This is a genomic window from Inhella sp. (assembly GCF_041912635.1).
Taxonomy (GTDB): Bacteria; Pseudomonadota; Gammaproteobacteria; order Burkholderiales; family Burkholderiaceae_C; genus Inhella.
Window position 1 is genome coordinate 1 of sequence record NZ_JAYRMO010000021.1, and the last position, 24,313, is coordinate 24,313.

Below are 24,313 nucleotides of genomic sequence, written 5' to 3' on the forward strand. Positions count from 1 at the left end.
AGTCGTTTGACTGATCAGCTGCGCTAGGTTCTTCGGTTTGTGCCGTTTGGCCGCACGCTGCGCGAGCGGCCACACGTCCAAGCCCCGTTGATCGGCTGCGCCGATCAGGCCGCTGCGCGGCCCAACCTGGCGCAGCCGGTCGCCGTCATTCGACGGTGACCGACTTCGCCAAGTTGCGGGGCTTGTCCACATCCGTCCCTCTGGCGCAGGCGGTGTGATACGCCAGCAGCTGCAGCGGCACCACGTGCAGGATGGGCGAGAGCGCGCCGTAGTGCTCGGGCATGCGGATCACGTGCAGGCCTTCGCCGCTTTCGATGTGCGAGTCGGCATCCGCAAACACGAAGAGTTCGCCGCCGCGCGCGCGCACTTCCTGCAGATTGCTCTTGAGCTTTTCCAGCAAGGCGTCGTTGGGCGCCACAGTGACCACCGGCATCTCGGCCGTCACCAGGGCCAGCGGGCCGTGCTTCAGTTCACCGGCCGGGTAGGCCTCGGCGTGGATGTAGCTGATTTCCTTGAGCTTGAGCGCGCCTTCGAGCGCGATCGGGTAGTGCAGGCCACGGCCGAGGAAGAGCGCGTTCTCCTTGCGGGCGAAGGCCTCGCTCCAGGCCACCACTTGGGGTTCGAGCGCCAGCACGGCCTGCACGGCCACGGGCAGGTGGCGCAGGGCTTTCAGGTGCTCCGCCTCCTGCGTCTCGCTCAGATGGCCGCGCACCTTGGCAAGCGTCAGCGTCAGCAGGAACAGGCCGACCAGCTGGGTGGTGAAGGCCTTGGTGGAGGCCACGCCGATCTCGGCGCCGGCGCGGGTGATGTAGTTCAGCGCGCACTCGCGCACCATCGCGCTGGTGCCAACGTTGCAGATCGTCAGCGTGTGCTGCATGCCCAGGGAACGCGCATGCTTCAGCGCAGCCAGGGTGTCGGCGGTTTCGCCGCTCTGGCTGATGGTGACGACGAGCTGGCGCGGGTTGGGCACCGAGTCGCGATAGCGGTACTCGCTGGCGATCTCGACGCTGGTGGGGATCTTGGCGATCGATTCGAGCCAGTACTTGGCGGTACTGCCGCTGTAGTAGCTGGTGCCGCAGGCCAAGATGAGCACCGAATCGATGTCCTTGAAGCGCGCCGCGGCGCCGGCACCGAAGAGCTCGGGGCCGATGGTCTCGACGGCGTCCAGCGTGTCGGCGATCGCCTTGGGTTGCTCGAAGATTTCCTTCTGCATGTAGTGGCGGTAGGGGCCGAGCTCGGCCGCGCCGCTGTGCGCGTGCACGGTCTTGACCTCGCGCTCGACCGCCGCGAAGCGGCCGGCCTGGGCGTGGCTGATCCAGTGCTTGCCCAGCTGCAGGTCCACCACATCGCCCTCTTCCAGGTAGACGATCTGGTCCGTCACGCCGGCCAGGGCCATGGCGTCGGAAGCCAGGAAGCGTTCGCCCTCCCCCACGCCCAGCACCAGCGGCGAGCCCTCGCGGGCACCGACGACGCGCTGCGGCTCGTCGCGGTGGAATACGGCGATGGCGTAGGCGCCCTTGAGGCGCTGCACGGCCTGTTGCACGGCTTCCAGCAGGTCGCCGTTGTAGAGCTGATCGACGAGGTGGCAGATCACCTCGGTGTCGGTCTGGCTGTGGAACACATAGCCGCGCGCCTGCAGCTCGGCGCGCAGCTCATCGTGGTTTTCGATGATGCCGTTGTGCACCAGGGCCACGCGACCCGCCGCGCCTTCAGTGGCGTTCGGCCCGGGGCTGAAATGCGGGTGGGCGTTGCGCACCGCCGGCACGCCATGCGTGGCCCAACGCGTGTGGGCGATGCCGGTGCCGGAAGCGATGCCGTCCTCGGCCGCCTGGGTCTGCAGCTCGGCCACGCGGCTGGTGGAGCGGGCGCGGCGCAGGGCGCCGTCCTGGTGCACGGCCACGCCGCAGCTGTCATAGCCGCGATATTCCAGGCGCTTCAGGCCTTCGATCAGGATCGGGGTGATGTTTCTGCTGCTTACCGCGCCAACGATGCCGCACATGGTGTTGTCTGCCCAGGTTTGAGAAGGTGGCGGATGCTAGGCAGTCGGCAACGGCATGTGCTTTCAAAATTCACAGTTATTTGAAATACTCATGCACAACGCCAGTTGGCCACACTTTTATTTCAAATGACAGAACTATTTGCAGTTTTCATCCACTCAGATGGATGCCATTGACCTGCGCCTGCTGGAACTGCTGCAGCGCGACGCCAGCCTGACCAACCAGACCCTGGCCGAGCGCGCCGGCGTCTCGCCCGCCACCGCGCTGCGGCGCGTCAAGGCCTTGCAGGAGCGAGGCGTCATCGAAGCCCAGGTGGCGCTGCTGAACCCGGCCGCCTTCGCCTCCCTGCTCACGGCCCTGGTGGAGATCACGCTGGACCGCCAGGGCGCCGAGCACCTGGAAGCCTTCGAGCGCCGCGCCGTGGCCTTCGACGCCGTGCAGCAGTGCTATCGCACCTCGCCGGGGCCAGACTTCCTGCTCGTCATCCAGGTACCCGACATGGACGCCTACGCCGCCCTGGCCCAGCAGCTCTTCACGCAAGACGCCAATGTGCGCAATGTGAAGGCCTTCTTCGCGGTCAAGCGGGCCAAGTTCCGACCCAGCCTGCCGCTACCACCAGCGCGCTGAGCAGAAAGAAAAACGGGCCCGAAGGCCCGTTTTGCTGCTTGGCACCACCAGCCCCGAGAGGCTGGCAAGTCGTCAAGCCTGCTGGCGGCGGCGGCGCAGTGCACCCATCGCGAGCAGCGCCATCGGCACCATGGCCAGCGTGGCAGGTTCAGGAACGGCGGTGGCCTGAATCCAGGCAGCATGGCTGAACACGGCGGTGGACCCGCTCAGATCGCCCCAGCTCGAGCTGTTGGCCTTGCTGACGTCGCAACCCCAGGAGGTCGGGCAGATCTGCCAGCCCCAGCTGTGCACGCCGCTGAGCAGCCATTCAGAGCCGTTCCAAACGAAGTCGCCGCCGCCGGAGTCGCCGCCAGCGATCAGGGCTTCATTCATGCCCAAGCCTTCGCCGCTGGACCAGCTGCCACCCGCGTAGTCAGACAGGATCTGCAGGGTGTTGTGCTTGGTGCCGTTGGCGTACGAGTCGTAATCGGCGATGTATTCCATGCCGTACTTGTCGTCACCCTCGTACTCGCCGAACAGCGCGGTATTGAAGGTCTTGCCATCCACATCAGCGGTGTTGTAGCCGTAGTGGCCCCAGCCCCATTCATTCCAGTTCGTACCGGCGTTGGCATTGCCCACTTGCGTGGTGCCGTAGCCCATGATCAGGAAGTCCTTGCCCAGATCATTGGTGGTGCTGATGTTGAAGCCCTGGATGCTGGTGACTTGCTTGTCCAGACGCAGGATGGCAATGTCAGAGCCCGTGCCCAGAGCACCGGTCCAGCCCGAGTGCACGATGGCCTGGGTGACCTTGCGGGTCTCCTTGGCGACATCACCGTAGAGACCGAACTCGGCGGTCATGCTGGTGAAGTCGTCCGCGCAGTGGGCAGCCGTCACCGCAAAGTAGCCACCAGGCAACAGGGTGGTGGAGCACACATAGCCGCCCTGGCTGGTGTTGAACAGCAGGCGTCCCACGCCATCAAACGAGCGGCCATTGAAAGTCATGCCGTCTTGCAGGCGCCAGTCGGCAGGGCTGGTGTTGTTGCCCGTCAGTGCAACGCGGTCGTCACGCGACAGGTTCACGCTGGCAGCCAGCGCCACCTGAGACGCCGCCAGTGCCACAACCACGGCGGCAATTTTGGTCAGATTCTTCATGGGGATTCAGTCCGAAAGGAGATGCGAAGAGGTGCCAGGCATGAGATCGATGCCTCGGCGCAGCGGCACTGCAAGAAGCCGGAGCACCGGACTCTGCCAAATCCACACGCTGGCACACCCCACACATCCAGGGGGTTTCCATGGAAAACCCGACCCCCCTTGGAAGGCCTGTGCGGCGCGCCCACAACAGCCCTCCAGAACCCCTAAGGGTCAGCACCCATGCTCAACGCCGCATCACCAGCAGTCCCTTCAGGTATTCCCCTTCCGGGAACACCAGGGTCTGCGGGTGGTCGGGCGCGGCACCGACGCGGTCGACGATGTAGGCGTCGATGCCCGCATCCATGCCTGCGCCGGCAATGATCTTGTGGAACAGCTCCGGCCCCACGCCGCCCGAGCAGCTGTAGGTGCACAGCAGACCGCCCGGCGCGAGCAGGCGCAGGCCCAGGCGGTTGATGTCCTTGTAGGCGCGGCTGGCACGTTCGGCATGCGCGGCCGAGGGCGCGAACTTGGGTGGATCGAGCACGATGGCGTCGAACTGCCGGCCTTCCTTGATGAAGCCGCGCAGGGTGGCGTTCACATCGGCATCCAGCGCCTGGTGGTGGGCGGGGTTGAAGCCGTTGAGCGTGACGTGCTCGGTGGCGCGCGCCAGCGCGGGGCCGGAGGAATCGACGCTGGTCACGTCCGTCGCACCACCGGCCAGCGCCGCCACCGAAAAGCCGCCGGTGTAGGAATAGCAGTTCAGCACCCGCTGCGCACCCAGCTGGCGCACCCAGCGCGCGAACTCGCGGCGGTTGTCGCGCTGGTCCAGGTAGTAGCCGGTCTTGTGGCCCTCGGCCACGTCGAGCTTGAGCTTCCAGCTCGATTCATGCAGCTCCACCTCGGTGGCCCCCTCACCGCGCACCCAACCCTTCACGGGCGTCAGGCCTTCGAGTTGGCGCACGCCCGAGTCGCTGCGCTCGAAGAGCCGGGTCAGGCCCGTGGCGGCCAGCAGGGCGTCGGCGATCGCCCCCTTCCAGGCTTCAGTGCCGGCGGCCAGAAACTGCGCCACCAGGGTGTCGGCGTAGCGGTCGACGATCAGGCCGGGCAGGCCATCGGCCTCGCCGTGGATCAGGCGCTGGCCATTGCTGTCGATCGCCAGCCGCGCGCGGTAGGCCAGCGCGGCGGCGATACGCCGTTCGAAGAAGGCGGCGTCGATGCGCTCAGCCTCATCGAAGCTCCAGGCGCGCAGCTTGATGGAGGAGCTGGGGCTGTAGGCGGCCCAGCAAAGGAAATCGCCGCCGGCCGACTCGACCCGCACGGTCTCGCCGAAATCGGCCTTGCCTTTGGCGATCGAGCCCTCGAAGACCCAGGGGTGGCGGCGCAGCAGCGAGCGCTCTTTGCCCTCGCGGAGTTTGATGACTTTCATGGCGCCATTGTCCCGCCCGGGCCAGGCGCTCAGGGCAGACGCGGCAGCTTCAGCAGCTTGGCGTCCCATTCGGCCTTCGCGCTCTGACGCTGCGCCAGGTCCTTGTAGAAGGTGCCAGAGAGCCGCAGGCCGATCAGGTAGCCCCCACGGTCGTAGGACACATCGGGGAAGGTCGGCACATCGGGCGCGTGCTGCACGATGACGGCGCGATCGGGGTCGCCGGCCACGGACTGGAAGCGCGTCTTCCCCGGGTTCATCATCTTGCGCATCATGTCCGGCGGGCCACCGGCGGACGTGATGTGCAGGAACAGCGAAACCTCGGTACCCGCCTTCATCGAACCGCCGCTGGCCTTGTAGGTGCAGCCCGTGCCCATGCCGCCCGCGTCCTCTGGCTTGCCCTCGGCAAAGCTCACGCCCAGCACACGGGCCAGGTCTGCAGGCTTCAGGGCGCAGGCCGGTGGCGCGGCCTGCGCCTGCAAGGCACCAGCCGCCAAGGTGGCCGCGAACAGCAGCGAGCGGCCACGCAGGGCCTTCGATCCAATCCTCATGCTCAAGCTCCAGGCAAAGCGCAGGGGGCGTCGAGCCTTGCGCATCAAGGCCGCCCCGGGCGGGTTGAAAGCGCCGCATTTTGCGGGCCCGGGCGGGCCGGAGCACGGCCCGGGATCAGGGCTTGGCCTTGGGCTTTGCGCGTGGGTGTGCGGCGTCGTAGGTCTTGGCCAGGTGCTGCCAGTCCAGGCGCGTGTAGACCTGCGTGGTGCGGATGTTGGCGTGGCCCAGCAGCTCCTGCACGGCGCGCAGGTCGCCGCTGGATTGCAGCAGGTGCGAGGCATAGCTGTGGCGCAGCATGTGCGGGTGCACATGGGTGGGCAGCCCCGCCTGCTGCGCGGCCTGGGCCAGGCGCACGCGCGCATGGCTGGCGCTCAGGCGGCGGCCGCGCTCGCCCACCAGCAGGGCGGGCTCATCCGGCTTGGCCAGCTGCGCGCGCACGGCCAGCCAGGCTTGCACGGCAGCAATCGCCGCCTGGCCCAGCGGCACACTGCGAACCTTGCCGCCCTTGCCCAACACCAGGGCCTCGGCGGCTTGCAGATCCAGGTAACCGGCGCCGCCGGGCGCCACATCCAGGCCCAGCACTTCGCTGATGCGCAGGCCGGCGCCGTAGAGCAGCTCGATCAGGCAGTGGTCGCGCAGCGCCAGCGGCTCGTCACCGGCCTGGTGCGCGGCCAGGGCCACGGCATCGTCCACGCCCAAGGCCTTGGGCAGCGGCCGGCCGGCCTTGGGGGCGCGCAAGCCCACCAAGGGGTCGTGATCCAACAAGCGCTGAGCGGCCAGCCAGCGGTAGTAGCCGCGCCAGGCCGAGAGCGTCAGCGCCAGGCTGCGCGGCGCCAGGCCGCCGGCATGCAGGCGCGCGAGCAATTCGCGCGCCGCGGCGGGGCGCAGACCCAGGGGCGCGGTGCCCAGGGCCGCGCAGCCGGCTTGCAGGCGCTGCAGCGCCGCCTCGTAGAGCAGCAGCGAGCGCTCGGCCAGGCGCCGCTCCACCCGCAGATGCTGCAGATAGGGCTGGCTGTGTTCAGGCAGCAGGCTCATCCGCCGGCAGCAAGCGCGCCAGTGCGGCGCTGCTGACCTCGCCCACGCTGACCAGGAACTCCACGCCCATGTCGGCCTGGTAGCGCGTGGCATCGGGCGAGCCCAGCAGCAGCAGGCCGAAGGCCTGCTGCTGGCCCGGGCGGCGCAGCGGAATGAGCGCCAGCGAGGCCACGGGGCCGGCCTCGGCCGCCACCCATTGCGCGGCCTCGAAGCCGTTGTTCATGCCGCAATAGGGCTCGCTCAGGCTGCCGGCGAAGCGCTGCAGGTCTTCGCTGACGGGCGCGGCCCATGGGGCCTCAGCAAAGGCCGGTGCCGCTTGGAAAAGCCGCAGCGCGGTCTGCGGGATCAGGAAGCGCTCTTGCAGCTCGCGCAGCAGCAGCTCGGGCAGGGCGGCGGGGTCGTGCTCGCGCATCAGCGCGAGGGTCCAGCGCTGCAGCTTCTCGAAGTGACCGAGGTTCTCGGTGCCGGCGCGGATCATGTCGATGATCTTGCGCTCCAGGCCCTTGATGCGCTCGCGCAGCATCTCGGCCTGGCGCTCCTGCAGGCTCACCGTGCGGTGGCCCAGCGGGTGGCTGAGCTGCACATGCAGCAGCAGCTCGGCGTGGCGCTCGAAGAAGGCCGGGTTGGCGGCCAGGTAGTTGGCGATGTCGGCCTCGGTGATGCCTTCGATGCGCGGGTCGTGGTTCATGCTCACAGTTCGATCGATCCTTCAAACACGGTGCTCGCCGGCCCGGTCATGAAGACCGAGCCCTGGCCGTCCCATTCAATGCGCAGCTGGCCGCCGCGCGCCTGCACTTCCACGGCCGCATCCAGCAGCCCGGCGCGAATGCCGGCCACCACGGCCGCGCAGGTGCCGGTGCCGCAGGCCAGGGTTTCGCCGGCCCCGCGCTCGTAGACGCGGATGCGCGCACGGTCGCGTGCCTGGATCTGCAGGAAGCCCACGTTCACCCCTTGGGGGAAGCGAGACAGCGCCTGCACCTGCGGGCCGAGCAGAGCGACGGGCGCGGCGTCCACGTCGTCCACCAGCAACACCGCATGCGGGTTGCCCATCGACACCAGCGCCGCCTGCACGGCCACGCCGTCGGCCAGGCTCAGGGGCCAGAAGCCGCGCGCATCGGGCTGCAGCCCTTGGGCATCGAAGGGCAGGCTGACCGGGTCCATGCGCGGCGAGCCCATGTCCACGCGCACGCGGCCGTCGTCGGCCTGCACCAATTCCAGCAAAGCGTTGACGGTGCGCACGCGCACGCGCGATTGCTTGGTGAGGCCCTTGTCGAGCGCATAGCGCAGGAAGCAGCGCGAGCCATTGCCACACTGTTCGACCTCACTGCCGTCGGCGCCATTGAAGATGCGGTAGCGGAAGTCCGCCCCGTCGCCCGGCAAGGCCGGCTCGACCACCAGGATCTGATCGCAGCCCACGCCGAAGCGGCGGTCGCCCAGGGCGCGCAGCTGGGCCGGCGTCAGATCGAAGGGGCGGCGCGTGGCGTCGATGACGACGAAGTCATTGCCCGCGCCGTGCATCTTGGTGAAGTCGAGTCGCATGGGGTCGATTGTCGGCTTCAGTAGAAGGAGGCCTCGCCCGCCGGCCGCGTCTTGAACCGCTTGTGCACCCACAGGTACTGCGCCGGCTGCTCGCGGATGCGCGCCTCCAGCCAGGCGTTGAAGGTGTGGGCGTCGGCCAGGGCATCGCCGCTCGGGTAGTTCGGCAGCGGCGGCGGCGCGTGCACGCGGTAGCCCTGGCCACCCGGCAGCATCGTCGTCACCAGCGGCAGCACCACCATGTCCAGGCTGGCTGCCATCTTGGCCGGGGCCAGCAGGGTAGCGGCGGGCACGCCGAAGAAGGGCACGAACTCCGAGTCCTTGGGGCCGAAGTCCATGTCCGGCGCATTGACGAAGCCAAAACCCTGGCGGATGTACTTGATGACGGGGCGGATGCCGTCGTGGCGGTCCACGAAGGCATTGCGGCCGAAGCGGCCGCGGCCTTTCATCAGCTGGGCGTCGAACACGGCATTGCTCTGGCGCTGGTAGACATCCACGCCGGGCCGGCTCTGGCCCAGCATCAGCGCCGGTGCCGCCCATTCCAGGCCGGCGAAGTGCGGCAGCAGCCACATCACCGGCTTGTCGCTGCGTTCGGCCTGCAGGATGTCACCCTCGATATGCAGGTACTTGAGCAGCCGCTCACGCGGCGCGAACCACAGCAGGCCGCGCTCCAGGATCGACCGGCCCATCCAGCCGAAATGCTCGCGCGCCAGCTGTTCGCGCTCGATCGCGCTCTTCTCGGGGAAGCAGAGTTCCAGGTTGCGCAGCGCAATGCGGCGGCGCGAGCGCGCCAGCTTCCACAGCAGCGCGCCCAGACCCTGGCCCATTGCGGCCAGCACCGGCAGAGGCAGCCAGTGCAGCAGCCAGAGCAGACCGATGGCCAGCCGGGCGCCCATGCGTCCCGCCCAAGGCTTCATGGCGCGGCCCCCAGATCCAGCGGGCGCGGGTTTTTGTAACGGTTGTAGCCCCACAGGTACTGCTGCGGGGCCTCCAGGATCAGGGCTTCCATCGCACGGTTCACATGGGCCGTCAGGCCCTCCAGGTCGGTGTTGGGCGGGGGCAGCGGGAAGTCGCGCACATGCACGACGAAGCCGCGCCCCCAGCTCAGGCGCTCGCACCAGAGCAGCACCACGGCGGCGCCGGTCTGCCGCATCAGGCGCGCGGCCAGGGTCATGGTGTAGGCCGGGCGGGCGAAGAACGGCACCCAGACGCCCAGGCCCTCGGGCGGCACTTGATCGGGCAGCAGGCCCACGGTTTCGCCCTGGCGCAGGGCGCGCAGCATTTGGCGCACCCCGGCCAGGGTGGCGGGGGCGGCCTTCAGGCCGGGGCGATCCCGCCCGGCGGCTACCAGTTCGCGCAGCCAGGGCTTGCGGGCCGGGCGGTACAGCGCCGTCATGGGCGCCGCGGCGCCGAAGCGTTCGGCATAGGCTTGAGCCGCCACCTCAAAGCAACCCAGGTGCGGCGTCATCATCAGCAGGCCACGGCGCTGCTCCAAGAGAGCCTGCAGCCGCTCGGCACCGTCCCATTCGACCCAGCCGCCCAGCAGCCGCTGCTGCGGGCGCAACCACAGCCAGGGGATCTCAAACAGCATGCGCCCGGCTGCGGCCACCGCGCCACGGGCTTGCGCTGCGCTGGCCCCGGCGGCCCGCGCCTGCGCCCAGAGCCGGCGCCGGTAGGCGCTGGACAGGGCGAACGCCAGCCACCCCGCCCAGGCGCCTAAAGCGTGCAACAGCCACAAAGGCCAGCGGGACATCCAGCGAAGCAAAAACATGAACAGGTGCAGAATCTCGGGGTCGCCGAGTTAACAGGACAACTTGCGGGGCGGCAGTTCCGGGCCACCGGAGCGAAAAAATGCCGCTAAAGCGTTCGCCGCGACTCCCTCGAAGAATCCGGCAACGCCCGTTGCAACATCTCGAAGGAGTTTAAGAAGTGGCCCAAAGCGATTTCCTCTTTACCTCGGAATCGGTTTCCGAGGGGCATCCGGACAAGGTCGCCGACCAGATCTCGGACGCCATTCTCGACGCGATCTTCAAGCAGGATCCGCTCAGCCGCGTGGCCGCCGAAACCCTGTGCAACACCGGCTTGGTGGTGCTGGCGGGTGAGATCACGACCAACGCGCATGTCGACTACATCCAGGTGGCGCGCGACACCATCAAGCGCATCGGCTACGACAACACCGAGTACGGCATCGACTACAAGGGTTGCGCGGTGCTGGTGGCCTACGACAAGCAGAGCAACGACATCGCCCAAGGCGTGAACCACGCCAGCGACGACTACCTGAACACCGGCGCTGGTGACCAGGGCCTGATGTTCGGCTACGCCTGCGACGAGACGCCCGAGCTGATGCCGGCGCCGATCTATTACTCGCACCGCCTGGTGGAGCGCCAGGCGCAGCTGCGCAAGGACGGCCGCCTGCCCTTCCTGCGCCCGGACGCCAAGAGCCAGGTGACGATGCGCTACGTGGACGGCAAGCCGCACTCGATCGACACCGTGGTGCTCAGCACCCAGCACGACCCCGAGATGAGCCTGGGCGACAAGATGAAGCCCGAGTTCTACGAGGCCGTCATCGAGGAAATCATCAAGCCCGTGCTGCCCAAGGAGTGGCTGCAGGACACCAAGTACCTGATCAACCCGACCGGCCGCTTCGTCATCGGCGGCCCGCAGGGGGATTGCGGCCTCACGGGGCGCAAGATCATCGTCGACACCTATGGCGGCGCCTGCCCGCACGGTGGCGGCGCCTTCTCGGGCAAGGATCCGACCAAGGTGGACCGCTCGGCCGCCTATGCGGCGCGCTACGTGGCCAAGAACATCGTCGCTGCCGGCCTGGCGCGCCAGTGCCAGATTCAGGTGGCCTATGCCATCGGCGTGGCGCACCCGATGAACATCACGGTCTACACCGAGGGCACGGGCAAGATCCCGGACGACAAGATCGCCGAACTGGTGAAGGCCCATTTCGACCTGCGCCCGCGCGGCATCATCGAGATGCTGGACCTGCGCCGCCCGATCTACGAGAAGACCGCCGCCTACGGCCACTTCGGCCGCGAGGAGCCGGAGTTCACGTGGGAGCGCACTGATAAGGCAGCGGCACTGCGCGCCGCAGCCGGGCTGTAAGCCCCGGAGGCGAGCCGCTTTGGACAGCGAGGCACTCGCTGGCACAAGGTCTCGAACTGCAGACAGGGCGCCTACGGGCGCCCTGTCTCATTCAGGCCGTATCCAGCACCTCGTCGCCCACGCGCCGGGCCAGGCCGCGACCCAGCAGCTCGCCCAGCACCTGCTCGCACCAACTGGCCGGGCTGGCCACGCCGACCGGGGCAAAGCGCTCCCACATGCGGCGCAGCAGCGGCACCCCGGCGGCCCAGATCAAGGTGGCCGCCAGCGGTTCGCGCCCCACCTCCATCAGGTGGTACTTGACGAGCACGCGCAGCGCGTGGCGGGCATGCATGAAGGGGTCGCGCTGCCAGCGGATCAGGCATTCACGCGCATGACGCAGCGAAGTGGCCACATCCGCGAAGGCCCGACCATGACCGGGCACGACGCAGCGCACCGGCAGGTGCTCGATGGTCTCCAGCGTCCACAGGGCTTCTTCGAAGCCGGACTCGCCGACCAGTTCGGGGAAGACCACCGCGTGGCCACGCTCCCACAGCGCGTCGCCGCTGATCAGAAGACCCCGCTCGCGCTCGAAGAGCATCAGCGCGTGCGGGTCGTGCCCTGGGGCGGCCAGAAGTTCCCACACCAGGCCGCCGGCCTCGACGATCTCGCCCGCCGCGACGCTGCGCTGCACCTTGAAGCGCGGCAGGTACTGGCCGCTCAGCGCGTGGCTGAGTGCCGCCTCTTCCCAGTGGCGCGCCAAGGCGGCCTCGCCCTCGGGCACCCAGACCTCGGCACCGAAGGCGCGCTGCAGGCGCGCGTTGCCGCCGCAGTGGTCGGAATGCAGATGGGTGTTGAGGACCGCGCGCAGGCCCTGGCCCTGCAGTTCCGCGCGCAACAAAGAGACGGTCTGCTCGGAGTGCAAACCATGTCCACTATCAATCAGCAAGGCCCCACTCTCACCTGCTGCGGCGGGGATCAGGACCTGGTTGGATGACAGCCAACCCCTCTCGAAAACCCTGATCCCTTCCAGCGAAGGAAATTCCATCCACCCATTGTGAGGGTGGACCGCGGGAACCGCTGCTCTATTCTGTGCCGCCCCGCAGAATGATCGCGATGTTGAGCATCCAGGAATCCTTGACCGTGCTGGTGGTTGACGACCAGGCCGTGCCGCGTCTGCTGGCGCGTGCGGCGCTGGAGTCGCTCGGTCACCGCGTGCTGGAAAGCGCCGACCCCGAGGGCGCCGTGCGCCTGTTCATGCAGTCGCGCCCGGACTTGATCCTGCTCGACGTCGAAATGCCCGGCCACGACGGCTACTGGGTGGCGCGCCAGATCCGCGCCGCCGAGCAGGGCGGCTGGACGCCCATCCTGTTCCTCTCGGGCCGCAATGGCGACGAAGAAGTCTGGCGCGGCATCGAGGCCGGGGGCGACGACTTCCTCAGCAAGCCCATCACCACCACCCTGCTCAGCGCCAAGCTGCGCGCCATGCAGCGCCTGCTGGTGATGCGCGCCAAGCTGCTGGAGCGCTCGGAAGAACTGCGCGCCGCCAACGCCCAGTTGCGCGAACTCAGCACCCATGACGCCCTGACCGGCCTGTGCAACCGCCGCGCCATCGACGAGCGACTGCACCAGGAGATCGCCGCCTGCCGGCGCGAGGGCCAGCCGCTCAGCCTGGCCCTGCTGGACATCGACCACTTCAAGCGCTTCAACGACAGCGCCGGCCACGTGGCCGGCGATGCCTGCCTAAAGCAGGTCTCACAGTTGCTGACCGACGCCTGCCTGCGCCCGCGCGACCTGGCCGGCCGCTACGGCGGCGAGGAGTTCGCGCTGATCCTGCCGCTCACGCCGCGCTCCGGCGCCATGACCTACGCGCGCGCCCTGCTGCGCACGCTGGCGCGCGCCGCCATCCCGCACCCCGACTCCCCGGTGGCGCCCAACGTCACGCTCTCCGGCGGGCTGACCACCTGCGTGCCCGACGAAACCACCACCGCCGAGGGCCTGCTGCTGCGCGCCGATGACGCGCTCTACCAGGCCAAGGCCAAGGGCCGCAACCGCTTCTTCAGCTACGAGATGCAGCTGGACACCGAGGAACAGCTGCATCAGAACAGCCGCTTTTGAGCGCCGGCTGGCGCAGCGGCCAGGCCTGCGCCACGCCAAACAAGGCCTCGAAGAAGGCAAAGCCCAAGAGCAGCGGGCTCAGGCCCTGGGCCGCCGCCCACAGCTCCCAACTCAGGAAGGCCACGCGCGTCAGCAGGTCCAGTCGCCCCAGCAGCACCGAGGGCCGCCAGACCCGCAGGCCCGCCCACACTAGCACCAGGCTGCCCAGCAGCGAACCCAACAACAGGTGCAGCGCATCGGGCACGGGTAGCTGACCGGGCAGGCCCAACTGCTGGTGCAGCGCGGCCATCTGCGCCAGCAGCAGGCTCAGCGTCCAGGGCGTGGCCAGCGGCCAGGTCACGATCAGGTCGTACAGCGCACTGGCACGCACCCAGCGCAGGTAATGAACTTCGGTCAAAACGGATCCTCGAAACCACAATGGCCGCCCAGTCTCAGCTTCAAGCCAAGTTGAATGTCAAGCCCGACCCTGTCCGATCTGCGCCGCTACGCCGTGGCGCGCAGCCTGTTCGCACCCACCACGCTGATGGAGGCCGTGCGACGCCTGGGCGGCTTCGTGCAGGCCGACCCGCTGCGCGCCCCGGCGCGTGCGCAGGACCTGACGCTGCGCCATCGCGTCAAAGCCTACCGGGCCGGTGATCTGGAGCGCCGCTACCCCCGGCTGCCGCTGCAGGAAGACTTCTTCATCAACTACGGCTTCCTCACCCCCGAGCTGCGCGCGCACATGCATCCGCGCACGGCCCGGCGCGTGTGGGACAAGGCGCGCTGGAAGCTGGCCGACTCCGTGCTCGCCGAAGTGGCGCGCCTGGGCGAGGCCCACCCCGCCGACGTGGACGCCGCCCTGAACCATGGCAGCGTGAAGAACTGGTTCGGCGGCAACAGCCGGCTCAGCACCGAGCTGCTCGACGGCCTGCACTACCGCAGCCGGCTCGACGTGGTGCGGCGCGACAACGGCACCCGCTGCTACGCGCTGGCGGCTCCTTGGCCCGAAACGCCCGACCCGCAGGCCGCCATGGACGCCATGGCCGACGCCCTGGTGCAGAAGTACGCCCCGTTGCCGGCCGGCAGCCTCTCCACGTTGATCAGCATGCTGACGGCCGCCGCCCCGCAGTGGCAGGCGCTGCGCGCCACCACGCTGGCACGCGCCAAGGCGCGCCTTGCGCGGGCCAAGGTCGAAGGCACGGACTGGTACTGGCCGGCCGACGAAGACCCGGCACGCGGCTGGCGCATCCCGGCCAAGGTGCGCCTGCTTGCGCCCTTCGACCCGGTCGTCTGGGACCGCCGCCGCTTCGAGCGCCTGTGGGGCTGGGCCTACCGCTTCGAGGCCTACACCCCGGCGGCGAAGCGGGTGCGCGGCCACTTCGCCCTGCCCCTGCTGTGGCGCGACGCGGTGATCGGCTGGGCCAATCTGAAGGTCGTCAAGGGGCGGCTGCAGCACGAACTCGGCTTTGTGGAGCGGCGCCCGAAGGAAGCGGCCTTCGGGCCTGCGCTCGAAGCCGAACTGGCGGCGATGCGCGAATTCCTCGACCTTCCCCAGTGAGCCGCCATGCTGCTTGACATCGGCCCGCTGCGCCGCGACCGCGCCTTCGCCCTGCTCTTCTTCAGCCAGCTGGTGTCCGGCCTGGGCACCATGGTCAGCTATGTGGCCGTGCCCTGGCAGCTCTACGAGCTGACGCATTCGAACGCCCAGGTCGGCCTGCTCGGCCTGGTGCAGCTGATTCCGGTGCTGGGCTGTGGCCTGCTGGGCGGCGCGGTGGCCGACCGCGTCGATCGCAAGCGCCTGCTGATGGTCTGCGAGGCCCTGATGGGCCTGTGCCTGGCCGGCCTGCTGGCCAACACCCTGGCGGCCGAACCGAGCGTGTGGATGATCTACGCCCTGGTGGCCGTGTTGCAGGGGGCCAGCGGCTTCCACCGCCCGGCGCTGGAAGCCCTGACGCAGAAGCTGGCGCAGCGCGAGGACTACGCCGCCGTGGCCACGCTCAGCTCGGTGCGCGGCACCCTCACGATGGTGGCGGGGCCGGCGCTGGCGGGCCTGATGCTGGCCGGCTGGGGCGCGCAGGGCGCCTATCTGTTCGATCTGCTGAGTTTCGTGCTGGCGCTGGCCTTCATCGCCTTCATCCCCCGCGCCCGCATTGCCATGCCCGAGCCGGATGGCGAGCGCCCGCATCTGCTCGCCGATCTGGCCGCCGGCCTGCGCTTCGCCTGGGCCCGGCCCGAGCTGATGGGCACCTACATCGTCGACATCGTCGCCATGGCCTTCGCGTTTCCGGTCGCGCTGTTCCCGGCCATGGCGACGGCCAGCGGCCGGCCCGATGCAGTCGGCTGGCTGCTGTCCGCCATGGCGGTGGGTGCCTTGCTGATCGGTCTGTTCAGCGCCTGGACCGGCCGGGTGCGCCGCCATGGCCGCGCCGTCGTGCTGGCCGCCGGGGTCTGGGCGCTCGGCATCGTCGCCCTGGGCTTCGCCCCGGGCCTGCTGGCCGCCCTGCTCTGCCTGGCCCTGGCCGGCGCCGCCGACATGGTCAGCGGCGTGTTCCGCAACACGATCTGGAACGAGACCATTCCGAACGAGATGCGCGGGCGCCTGGCCGGCATCGAGATGATCAGCTACCTCACCGGCCCGCTGATCGGCAATGCCCGCGCCGGCTTCATGGCCGACGCCTGGGACGTGCCGATCGCGATCTGGAGCGGCGGCTTGGTGTGCCTGGTGGCCGTCATCGTCACCGGCCTGTGCCTGCCGCGCTTCTGGGTCTACCGCAGCGTGGCCAAGCCCTTGTAAGCCGCCGGCACGATCAGGTCCGCGCGTAAGCGGTTGAGAGGCCTCAACCCAACCGGGCGAGGAACTCATCGCGCTCGCGCGATAGCGCCACCCCTTCGCCGCCGCTGGTGGCGCTGGCCGCATAGGCGTGCGCCCAGCGCACCGCCGCTTCACGGGCGCTGGCGGCGGCTGCGGCTTCGCCGCGGGCCAGGCAGCGCCCCATCTCGCGCCGGTACATCTCGGCCACCGAGATCAGCACCCCCAGGTAGGGGCAGCTGTCCAGCATCAGGCGCTCGGCCTCGGCCAGGCGGCCCTGGGCTTCCAGGGCTTCGGCCTGGCGGGCCCATTCGGGGCGCTCGTCGTGCACCGGGGTTTCGGGTTCGGCCAGCTCGCTGACGAACTGCAGGCTGTGCAGCAGGGCCTCGGCCAAGTCGCCGGCCTGGGATGCCGCCGCGGGCGTGGCGGTGACGCGGGCGCGCACGGCGAAACCTTCCTCCGCAGGCAGCAGCAGATGCATCTGTTCCAGGGCCTGGTCACCATCGGCAATGCCGCGCACGGCCAGGCCCTGCACGGGGCCGCATTGCAGGCGCAGGAACTGCGGGGCGGGGTAGTCGGCGCGGGTCTGGGCCTCGATCTGATCCAGCAGGGCGGCCAGGCCCTCGGGCGCGGCCAGGCGCTGCAGGCTGATCTGCACCGAGTTGTCGGGGTGCAGCAGCAGCAGGCGGCGGCTGTCGTCCAGCGCATGCCAGCCGGTGGGCAGGGCCAGCACGGCCTGCAAGGCCATGCTGGCCACCCAGGCACGGCCGCCCGCTTCGTCGGCCGCGCGGATGGGCGGGGCAAAGCCCTGGCCCTGGCTGAGCCAAGCCTGCTGCAGGGGGTGATCCTGCTGCAGCGTGGCCAGGCCGCCGGGCAGGGCGAACTGGCCGACATCGGCCACCGGTGCGTCGGCCGGGGCCTGGTGCACCGCGGGTGCCGGGGCCAGCGGCACGCTCGGGCCTTGCGGGGCGGCGAGGCGGAAGCTGCGCAGCACCTGCTGCCAGGCCTGCCAGGTCTGGGCCTGCAGTTCCTCGGGGCCGGTGAGGCTGAGGTGGATCAGCCGGCCGCCGTCTTCGGCGAAGGCGAAATGCGTCTGCATGGGGCCCATGTCGGATTCGGGCGCGCACTGGCCCAGGATGGCAGGCAGGCTGCCGAGCTGGCCGGGCCCGAGCGTGCGCAGGTCCACGCCATGCTGCTCGATCAGCCAGCGCGCCCAGTCCTGCACCGTGCCGTCGTCGAAGGCCGGGCGGGCGGCGGCGGTGAACACCAATGCGGCATAGGGGGCGTGGGCGGCGGCCAGGCCGAAGAGCTTGCGGGCATCGGAAAAGTCCGGCTCCTCGTCAGGGAGCTCCAGCGGCTGCCAGTTCTGCGGCAGCGCCACGAAGAAGCCCAGGTTGGCGATGCGGGACGGGAACTCGCGCTCAACGAACAGGGGGGTGGTCATGGCGGGGCAGGGGGAGTGATTGGCGCCATGATGCGCGGCCCGGGTTTCAGCCGCACTTCGCGCGCCAGGCCCGGCCGCAACGATTGAAACCTGCCTGCCCGCCCGCCATGCCCGCTGTTGACCCCCTGGACTGGGCCCGCCCCGCCCCCGACGCCTTTGCCAGCGGCCAGGCCGCCGCACCGGGGCGGCGCAGCGACGGCCAGCTCGCGGCGGAACAGCTGGTGGAAGAAGCGCCCGTCACCCTGGTCTTCAACGACGAGGTGGCGCTGACCCTGATGGCCACGCCGCTCGATGCCGAGGCCCTGGCGCTGGGCTTTTGCCTGAGCGAGGGCCTGGTGGAGCACGCCGCTGAGATCCTTGACCTGCAGGCCTTGCCGGCTGGCGCCGGGCTGTCGGTGTTGATCCAACTGCCCGAGCCGCGCCTGCAGACCCTGCGCGCCCGCCGCCGCTTGGGCGCGGTGCCGGGCGGCTGCGGGCTGTGCGGCATCGAAGACCAGCGCACGCTGCTCGCCCTGCCCGCGCGGGCGCTGGCGCCGCTGCAGCTGGCCGAGGGCGCCATCGAAAGCGCGCTGGTTGCCCTGCCCGGCCGGCAGGCGCTGAACAGTGCCACCGGCGGCGCGCACGCCGCCGCCTTTGCCGACCCGCAGGGCGAGCTGCTGGAGCTGGCCGAGGACGTGAGCCGCCATTGCGCGCTGGACAAACTGATCGGCCGGCTGGCGCAGCGCCCGCTCGACCCGGCCGGCGGCTTTGCCCTGCTCACCAGCCGCGCCAGCTTCGAGCTGGTGCACAAGGCCGCGCGCGTGGGCCTGCCCTGCCTGGTGACGATGAGCGCCCCCACGGCGCTGGCGCTGCGCGCCGCCCAAGCGACCGGCCTGCAGCTCTTCGCCTTTGCCCGCCCGGGGCGCTGGACGCGCTACCACCCCTGATCCGCAGCTCGGCTCAGGGCCTTGCCGGCGCCCGCAGGCAGCTCGGGGTGGAGCCGATCAGGCGGTTCAGCTCCCGCATGCCGGCCCAGTCCTCGCGGTAACGCGCCGGGCGCAGGCTGTCGCCCTCCTGCAGACCCTTGGGCCCGCCCGGAAAGCTGAGCAGGGCGGCGCGCAAGGCCTGCACGCGCTGCGGATGCAGGCGGTGGCTGACGCCCCAGGGCGGCTTGGGCAGGACCTGCGAGGCGTAGATGACGCGCAGGCTGTCGCGCGTCACCAGGCCCTCGCGTTCCAGGCGCCGGCGGATGCTGCCGGCCACCGCCGCGGCCTGCGCCAGGCCGCCGGACACGGCGAGGATCGAGCCGTCGTGCCGGCCGGAGAACTCGGCACGGTAGTCGCGCCCCAGCTCCAGCCCGGCTTCGCGGCGCAGCAGGGCCACGGGCAGCTTGTAGCCGCTGGCGGAGCTCTCGTCGACGAAAGTCAGCGTCAGCCCGCGCAGCTGTGCCAGTTCGCGCACCGGCGAGGCCGCGGGCACGACGATCTCCATGCGGTAGCCCGAGAGCTCGCCGTCCGCCCCCACCGGTTGCGCCAGCGGCAGCAAGCCGCCACAGGCCACCTCTTCCTCCACCGCCCCGGTGTGCATCAGCACCAGATGGGCCTGCTGGGCGCGGAAGGCCCGGCTGAGGTCGCGCGTGTCGCGGGCGAGCAGGAACACCGTCTTGCGCCCGAGCTGGCGCTCGATGTGCGCGCGCAGCGGCTCCAGGTTCGCGCGCACCGCCACCAGGCCCGGGCCGGAGCCGCTCAGGGCCACCACGCCGATCACCAGCGTGGGCGGGTCCAGCCACTCGCGCGCCTGGCGGGGCGGGTCGGCCACGCCATCGACGTCGGCGTCACACAGGCCCGGGCCCAGGCTGGGCGCTTGGCAGCCCCCTGCCAGCGCCGTGCCGGCCGCCAGCGCGAGCAGCAGGCCCAGGGCCAGGCCGTGCCACCGCCCCTTCGCCGTCGCTTCCGCAAACTCCGCCATCCCTGTGCTCCTTGTGCGGCTGGCCATGATGGCAGGACTTGATCTAAGCGGTGGTGGCCGCGGCGCGCGCCCCGGACAATCCCGCCCATGAATGAAGCCCTGACCTGGACCGACGCCCTGGCCCTGCAACAGCCGCAGATCGACCGCACCCACCAGGAGTTCGTCGAACTGCTGAACACCCTGGCCGCGGCCGTGCTGCCGCAGGCCGGTGCCGGCGCCCTGCCCGCCTTCGACGCCCTGCTGGCCCATACCGAGCAGCACTTCGCGATGGAAGAGGGCTGGATGGCCGCCACCGGCTTCACGCCCGAGAACTGCCACAGCCGCCAGCACCAGATGGTGCTGGAGCTGATGCGCGAGGTGCGCAGCTGCGCGCTCGACAAGGGCGAGTGGGAGCCGCTGGCCCGCCTGGTGCCGGCACTGGCCGAATGGTTCCCCCAGCATGCTGAGATGATGGACGCGGCCCTCGTGTTCACCATGCAGCAGCTGGGCTTCGACCCCGCCCAGCCGCACGCCGTGGCTGCGCCCAGCGGCGCTGCGGCTGGCTGCGGCAGCTGCGCAACTTAGGGTTTTCCCGTTTTTTGGATCGGCGCCAGGGTTGGCCCTGGGGCCGGTTCGAGCGTCCTACCTTCGGGGGGCCTGTTGCGGGCGGCGCGCATGGGCTAGCGTGCGCCCCCATGTCCCTGTACCCCGCAACGCACGGCCCGGCCGCCGGCAGTGGCCTCAGCCCCAGTCCCGCCACGCGCCTGGCCCACAAGGCCTGGCGCCTGCTGCACACCGATGCCGGCGCGGCCTACGAGCTGATCGAAGAGGCCCACGTGCGCGCCGAGGACAGCCAGGACGCGCTCGGCCAGGCCTGGGCGCAGCTGGTGCGTGGCTTTCACCGCCTCTCCTTCGCCAGTCCGTCCGCCGCCGCAACCGAGCTGAGCGCCGCACGCACCCGCTTCGCGCAGCTGCAGGAACGTGGTGCCGAGCTGCTGGCCGTGGCCGGCCTGGCCCGCGCGCTGTGGCGCCAGGGCCAGGTGCAGCGCGCCGCCGACCTCCTGCACCCGCTGCGCGATGAAGCCCTGCGCACCCTGCGCCGCGAGCAGCTCGCCATTTACCTGAATGCGCTGGCGGGCTGCCATTCGGCGCGCGGCGAATCAGAACAGGCCATGGCCTGCATGGCCCAAGCCCTGCGCGAGGCCGGCCCCAAGCGCGGCCTGGGCTACGACGTGGCCCTGCACGCCAATCTTTCGCACGAGCTGCTGGAGCTGGGTGACCTGCACGAGGCCCTGCGCCAGATCGAGCGCGGGCTGGAGCGCATCCATCAATGCAGCCATGGCCGCGCCCACACCGTGTTGCTGGTAAACCGCGTGGTGGCGCTGACCGGCCTGGGCCGTGCCCGCGAAGCCCTGCCCAATGTGCACGCCATTGCCAACGCCCAGCCCGATGGCAGCGGCCGTGGCCTGCTGCCCATGCACTTCGAGGCCCTGGCCCTGTGCGCACTGCGCGCCGGCACGCCGGAGCTGGCGCAGGACTTGATGGCGCGGGTGAACCCCACCACCCAGCTGCCGGACGACCGCCTGGAGCTGGGCATGGCGCAGGCGCTGGCCACCCATCTGCGCGGCGACACCGCCGGCGCCCTGGTGCGCCTGCAGGTGCTGCAGGACGCCTGCGAGCGCGCGCTGGGCGATGCACGCCCTGGCATGCGCCTGCGCTGTGACCTGGCCGAGCTGCGCGCCGAGCTGCTGGAAGCCAGCGGCGACGCCCCCGCCGCACTGGCCGCGCTGCACAGCGCGCGCGCGCTGCAGGCCGAGCGTGCGGCGCGGGCCTCGGCCGCGCGTCAGCAGGCCGCGCTGCTGCAGACCGAGCTGATGCAGCTGCGCCTGCGCCTGGAAGAACAGGAGCGCCGCCACGCCGAGGCCGAGCGCGCCCGCGCCGTGCTGGCCGAGGTGAACCAGCACCTGCAGCGCAAGATTTCCGAGGTCGAGGCCCTGCAGGTGCAGCTGCGCCAGCAGGCCACGCAGGATGCGCTCACGGGCCTGGCCAACCGCCGCCAGCTCAACGAGACCCTGCCTGCGCAGCTGGCCCTGGCCCTGCGCGAGCAGCGCCCGCTGGCCGTGGCCATCCTGGACCTGGACCATTTCAAGCAGGTCAACGACACCCACGGCCACCCGGTGGGCGACCAGCTGCTCGCCGCGCTGGGCGCCCTGCTGCGCCAGCGCCTGCGCCGCAGCGACCTGGCCTTCCGCTACGGCGGCGAGGAGTTCTGCCTGCTGCTGCCCAACACCCCCGCGCTGGACGCCCAGCGCATGGTGGCCGAGCTGCTGGAGGCCTGGCGCACCCAGGTGTTCGAGCTGGAAGGGGGCGGGCAGCTCGGCAGCCTGAGCTTCTCGGCCGGGGTGACGGACAGCCTGCAGGCGCCGCCCTCCCCCGCCGGCCTGCTGCGCGCGGCCGACCAGCTGCTGCTGCTGGCCAAGCGCTCGCGCCGCGGCAGCGTGCTGCTGCCGGGCGCAGCGGAGGCCTTGAACGCCGTGTAGCGCCCGGGAAGCCCCGCCCCTCAGGGCGCGGGCAGGATCACCGTGTCCAGGGTGTGGATCACGCCGTTCAGCACCAAGGTGTCGGTGGCGGTGATGCCGGCCTGGCGGTTGCGCGCGTCGGTGATGCGCAGATTCGCATCCACCACGAAGCGCTGGCCCTGCAGGGTGGTGATGGGGCTGCCCACCGGCACGCCCGCCTTGAACACCCGGCCCGGCACCACGTGGTAGGTCAGCACCTGGGTCAGCAGCGGCTTGTTGGCCAGCAGCTGCGCCTTGCTGACCCCCAGCTCGGCCAGCAGCTTGGCAAAGGCGTCATTGGTGGGTGCGAACACGGTGAAGGGGCCCGCGCCGCTGAGGGCGCCTGTCAGGTCGGCCGCCACCACGGCTTCGGCCAGGATGCTGAACTGCGGCGTGGCCAGCGCGGCCTCCACCACGGTCGGGATCTTGGGCAGGATCACGCGGTCCAGCACATGGATGACGCCGTTGCTGGCCAGCACGTCGGTGCCGGTGATGCGCGCTTTGCGACCGTTGCGGTCCGTCACCTCCAGATTGGCGGCAATGCTCAGGCTCTCGCCTTGGGCGGTGGCAATGGCCGCGCCGATGGGCACCTCGGCCTTGAGCACGCGCCCGGGCACCACGTGGTAGCGCAGCACCTGGCTGAGCAGAGCCTTGTTGGCGAACAACTGCTCCTTCGTCATGCCCAGCTCGGTGAGCAGGGCCGCGAACGCCGCATTGGTGGGCGCGAACACGGTGAAGGGGCCTGTGCCGCTGAGGGTGTTGCCCAGGTCGGCGGCCACCACGGCTTCCACCAGCAGGCTGAAGTCGGCGCGGGACTGGGCGGTCTGCACCAGGTTGCGGTTGGCCGGCAGCATCACGCGCTCGATTTTGTGGACCACGCCGTTCGGCGCCAGCAGGTCGGTGCTCTGGATGAAGCCCGTGCGGTTGCGGCCATCGGTGAACTGCAGGAAGTTGCCGCTGGTCTCGATCTTGAACACGCCGCCCGCCAGCGGGCTGATGGCCTTGCCGAGCGGCACCTCGGCGCGCAGCACGCGACCGCTGAGCACGTGGTAGCGCAGCACGGCTTCCAGCAAGGGTTTGTCGGCCAGCAGCTGGGCCTTGCTGACGCCCAGTTCCGCCAGCAGCGCGGTGAAGGCTGCGTCATTGGGGGCGAACACGGTGAAGGGACCGGTGCCGCTGAGCGCGCCGTCCAGGCCGGCGGCGGCCACGGCTTCGGCCAGCACCTGGGTCTCGGGGTCCTTCTTCAAGCGCTCCACCAGGGTCTGGGGTTCATCACTGCCGCCGCCGCAAGCGGCCAGCAAACCCAACGCCGTTCCAGCGGCCCACAGCCGCAGCCATCGCAACATGGTCTTGCTCCTTGAGGTTGAAATCGCATCGGATTGGTCCGATTGGTCGCAATCTATACCGCCAAGTATTTTTAGTGAACTGTGTGGTCTTTTTCTCGCCCGGATAGTTGCACTTCGAACGGGCCGTTCTGAGGCCTTCCTAAAATGACGGGATGAACAAGCCCTCTTTCCGGGAACAGGTGCTGCTGGCGCGTGAAGACGCCATCGTGGTGGCCGTCAACCGCCTGCTGGCCGAAAAGGGCTTTGAGGCGATGACCGTGGACGCGGTGGCGGCGGAGGTCGGCATCGCCAAGGCCAGCCTGTACAAGCACTTCGAATCGAAGGAGGCCCTGGCCGCCGCCGCCATGGTGCGGGTGCTGGACGACGCGCTCGCCTTCGTGGCGCTACGCCAGGCCGTACCGGAAGCCCGTCCGCTGGACCAGCTGCGCGCCGTGGTGCGCTGGGCCATGGAACGCCAGCTGGCCGGCGCCATGCCGAGCCTGCCCGCGCAGAACTCGGCGCTGCGCCAGGCCCTGATGAACCACCGGCCCTACCTGGACCGGCTGATGACCCTGAGTGAACACCTGGGCGAGTGGATCGAGGCCGCGCAGGCCGCGGGCCAGTTGCATCCGGGCCTGCCGGGCACGGTGATCCTCTACACGGTGTTCGCGCGCGCCTGCGACCCAGTGCTGGGCGTGCTCAAGGCCGGCGGCGAATACCGCGACGAAGAGATCCTGGACTGGCTGCTGACGAGCTGCTTCGAGGGCCTGGCGGCACGCGCCTAGGA

At 70.0% G+C, this 24,313-nt stretch carries 23 protein-coding genes; 9 read left to right on the plus strand and 14 right to left on the minus strand.

From position 1 onward, the window contains the following. Nucleotides 1-145: 145 nt before the first annotated feature. Entirely contained in the window at nt 146-1,999 is a 1,854-nt protein-coding gene (gene glmS, locus ACE3QP_RS13220; protein ID WP_374436731.1) for a glutamine--fructose-6-phosphate transaminase (isomerizing), read from the minus strand. 160 nt (nt 2,000-2,159) lie between these two features. Here glmS and ACE3QP_RS13225 point away from each other — a divergent pair, with 160 nt between their 5' ends. After that, entirely contained in the window at nt 2,160-2,624 is a 465-nt protein-coding gene (locus tag ACE3QP_RS13225; RefSeq protein WP_374436733.1) for an Lrp/AsnC family transcriptional regulator, read from the plus strand. A 72-nt stretch (nt 2,625-2,696) separates the two neighbouring features. Here the strand turns inward: ACE3QP_RS13225 and ACE3QP_RS13230 are convergent, their stop codons facing one another. From ACE3QP_RS13230 to ACE3QP_RS13265, 8 genes are all read right to left on the minus strand, one after another. Beyond that, nucleotides 2,697-3,755: a trypsin-like serine protease gene (locus tag ACE3QP_RS13230; RefSeq protein ID WP_374436735.1), complete on the minus strand. Its 1,059-nt coding sequence runs from the start codon at nt 3,753-3,755 to the stop codon at nt 2,697-2,699. Nucleotides 3,756-3,978: 223 nt separating this feature from the next. After that, nucleotides 3,979-5,160 (minus strand): class I SAM-dependent rRNA methyltransferase, encoded by a 1,182-nt coding sequence (locus tag ACE3QP_RS13235; protein ID WP_374436737.1) that lies wholly within the window; start codon nt 5,158-5,160, stop codon nt 3,979-3,981. 29 nt (nt 5,161-5,189) lie between these two features. Further along, the gene (locus ACE3QP_RS13240; RefSeq protein WP_374436739.1) at nt 5,190-5,708 is read right to left on the minus strand and encodes a hypothetical protein; all 519 of its coding nucleotides are present in this window, start codon (nt 5,706-5,708) and stop codon (nt 5,190-5,192) included. Between the two features lie 115 nt (nt 5,709-5,823). Next, complete coding sequence (locus ACE3QP_RS13245; RefSeq protein ID WP_374436741.1) at nt 5,824-6,744, minus strand: tyrosine recombinase XerC; 921 nt, start codon at nt 6,742-6,744, stop codon at nt 5,824-5,826. After that, nucleotides 6,728-7,432, minus strand: a complete 705-nt coding sequence (locus ACE3QP_RS13250) for a DUF484 family protein (protein ID WP_374436743.1) — start codon at nt 7,430-7,432, stop codon at nt 6,728-6,730. The genes ACE3QP_RS13245 and ACE3QP_RS13250 overlap by 17 nt, the downstream gene beginning before the upstream one ends. A 2-nt stretch (nt 7,433-7,434) precedes the next feature. After that, nucleotides 7,435-8,283, minus strand: coding sequence for a diaminopimelate epimerase (gene dapF, locus ACE3QP_RS13255; RefSeq protein ID WP_374436745.1), 849 nt, complete (start codon nt 8,281-8,283; stop codon nt 7,435-7,437). A 17-nt stretch (nt 8,284-8,300) separates the two neighbouring features. After that, on the minus strand, nt 8,301-9,197 hold the full coding sequence (locus ACE3QP_RS13260; protein ID WP_374436746.1) for a lysophospholipid acyltransferase family protein: 897 nt from the start codon (nt 9,195-9,197) through the stop codon (nt 8,301-8,303). Beyond that, the gene (locus ACE3QP_RS13265) at nt 9,194-10,051 is read right to left on the minus strand and encodes a lysophospholipid acyltransferase family protein (RefSeq protein WP_374436748.1); all 858 of its coding nucleotides are present in this window, start codon (nt 10,049-10,051) and stop codon (nt 9,194-9,196) included. Before ACE3QP_RS13265 ends, ACE3QP_RS13260 begins: the two co-directional genes overlap by 4 nt. Before the next feature lie 158 nt (nt 10,052-10,209). Here ACE3QP_RS13265 and metK point away from each other — a divergent pair, with 158 nt between their 5' ends. Beyond that, nucleotides 10,210-11,391 (plus strand): methionine adenosyltransferase, encoded by a 1,182-nt coding sequence (gene metK / locus ACE3QP_RS13270; RefSeq protein WP_374436749.1) that lies wholly within the window; start codon nt 10,210-10,212, stop codon nt 11,389-11,391. A 91-nt stretch (nt 11,392-11,482) separates the two neighbouring features. Here the strand turns inward: metK and ACE3QP_RS13275 are convergent, their stop codons facing one another. After that, nucleotides 11,483-12,415 carry an MBL fold metallo-hydrolase gene (locus tag ACE3QP_RS13275; RefSeq protein WP_374436750.1) on the minus strand — a complete coding sequence of 311 codons (933 nt, stop codon included), beginning with the start codon at nt 12,413-12,415 and terminating at the stop codon, nt 11,483-11,485. A gap of 68 nt (nt 12,416-12,483) precedes the next feature. On the opposite strand from ACE3QP_RS13275, the gene ACE3QP_RS13280 reads away from it, so the two are divergent. Beyond that, a complete protein-coding gene (locus ACE3QP_RS13280; protein ID WP_374436752.1) occupies nt 12,484-13,485 on the plus strand; it encodes a diguanylate cyclase domain-containing protein in 1,002 nt (333 codons plus the stop codon). On the opposite strand, the gene ACE3QP_RS13285 is transcribed toward ACE3QP_RS13280, so the two are convergent. Beyond that, a complete protein-coding gene (locus ACE3QP_RS13285; protein WP_374436754.1) occupies nt 13,427-13,882 on the minus strand; it encodes a hypothetical protein in 456 nt (151 codons plus the stop codon). The genes ACE3QP_RS13280 and ACE3QP_RS13285 overlap by 59 nt on opposite strands. 54 nt (nt 13,883-13,936) lie before the next feature. On the opposite strand from ACE3QP_RS13285, the gene ACE3QP_RS13290 reads away from it, so the two are divergent. Both ACE3QP_RS13290 and ACE3QP_RS13295 read left to right on the plus strand, forming a co-directional pair. Then, the gene (locus ACE3QP_RS13290; protein WP_374436756.1) at nt 13,937-15,022 is read left to right on the plus strand and encodes a DNA glycosylase AlkZ-like family protein; all 1,086 of its coding nucleotides are present in this window, start codon (nt 13,937-13,939) and stop codon (nt 15,020-15,022) included. 6 nt (nt 15,023-15,028) lie between these two features. Beyond that, nucleotides 15,029-16,258, plus strand: a complete 1,230-nt coding sequence (locus tag ACE3QP_RS13295) for an MFS transporter (RefSeq protein WP_374436758.1) — start codon at nt 15,029-15,031, stop codon at nt 16,256-16,258. 43 nt (nt 16,259-16,301) lie between these two features. Here the strand turns inward: ACE3QP_RS13295 and ACE3QP_RS13300 are convergent, their stop codons facing one another. Next, nucleotides 16,302-17,717, minus strand: a complete 1,416-nt coding sequence (locus tag ACE3QP_RS13300) for a hypothetical protein (RefSeq protein ID WP_374436760.1) — start codon at nt 17,715-17,717, stop codon at nt 16,302-16,304. 107 nt (nt 17,718-17,824) lie between these two features. Here ACE3QP_RS13300 and fdhD point away from each other — a divergent pair, with 107 nt between their 5' ends. Then, nucleotides 17,825-18,643: a formate dehydrogenase accessory sulfurtransferase FdhD gene (gene fdhD, locus ACE3QP_RS13305; RefSeq protein WP_374436761.1), complete on the plus strand. Its 819-nt coding sequence runs from the start codon at nt 17,825-17,827 to the stop codon at nt 18,641-18,643. 13 nt (nt 18,644-18,656) lie between these two features. On the opposite strand, the gene ACE3QP_RS13310 is transcribed toward fdhD, so the two are convergent. Continuing rightward, nucleotides 18,657-19,664: a phosphate/phosphite/phosphonate ABC transporter substrate-binding protein gene (locus ACE3QP_RS13310; protein WP_374436763.1), complete on the minus strand. Its 1,008-nt coding sequence runs from the start codon at nt 19,662-19,664 to the stop codon at nt 18,657-18,659. Between the two features lie 87 nt (nt 19,665-19,751). Between ACE3QP_RS13310 and ACE3QP_RS13315 the strand changes: the two genes are divergently transcribed. Together ACE3QP_RS13315 and ACE3QP_RS13320 are read left to right on the plus strand one after the other, a co-directional pair. Next, nucleotides 19,752-20,228: a hemerythrin domain-containing protein gene (locus ACE3QP_RS13315; protein WP_374436765.1), complete on the plus strand. Its 477-nt coding sequence runs from the start codon at nt 19,752-19,754 to the stop codon at nt 20,226-20,228. A gap of 110 nt (nt 20,229-20,338) precedes the next feature. Continuing rightward, on the plus strand, nt 20,339-22,183 hold the full coding sequence (locus tag ACE3QP_RS13320) for a diguanylate cyclase (RefSeq protein WP_374436767.1): 1,845 nt from the start codon (nt 20,339-20,341) through the stop codon (nt 22,181-22,183). A 20-nt stretch (nt 22,184-22,203) separates the two neighbouring features. On the opposite strand, the gene ACE3QP_RS13325 is transcribed toward ACE3QP_RS13320, so the two are convergent. After that, the gene (locus ACE3QP_RS13325; RefSeq protein WP_374436769.1) at nt 22,204-23,547 is read right to left on the minus strand and encodes a fasciclin domain-containing protein; all 1,344 of its coding nucleotides are present in this window, start codon (nt 23,545-23,547) and stop codon (nt 22,204-22,206) included. Between the two features lie 152 nt (nt 23,548-23,699). Here ACE3QP_RS13325 and ACE3QP_RS13330 point away from each other — a divergent pair, with 152 nt between their 5' ends. After that, nucleotides 23,700-24,311 (plus strand): TetR/AcrR family transcriptional regulator, encoded by a 612-nt coding sequence (locus ACE3QP_RS13330; RefSeq protein WP_374436771.1) that lies wholly within the window; start codon nt 23,700-23,702, stop codon nt 24,309-24,311. The last annotated feature ends 2 nt before the right edge of the window (nt 24,312-24,313 follow it).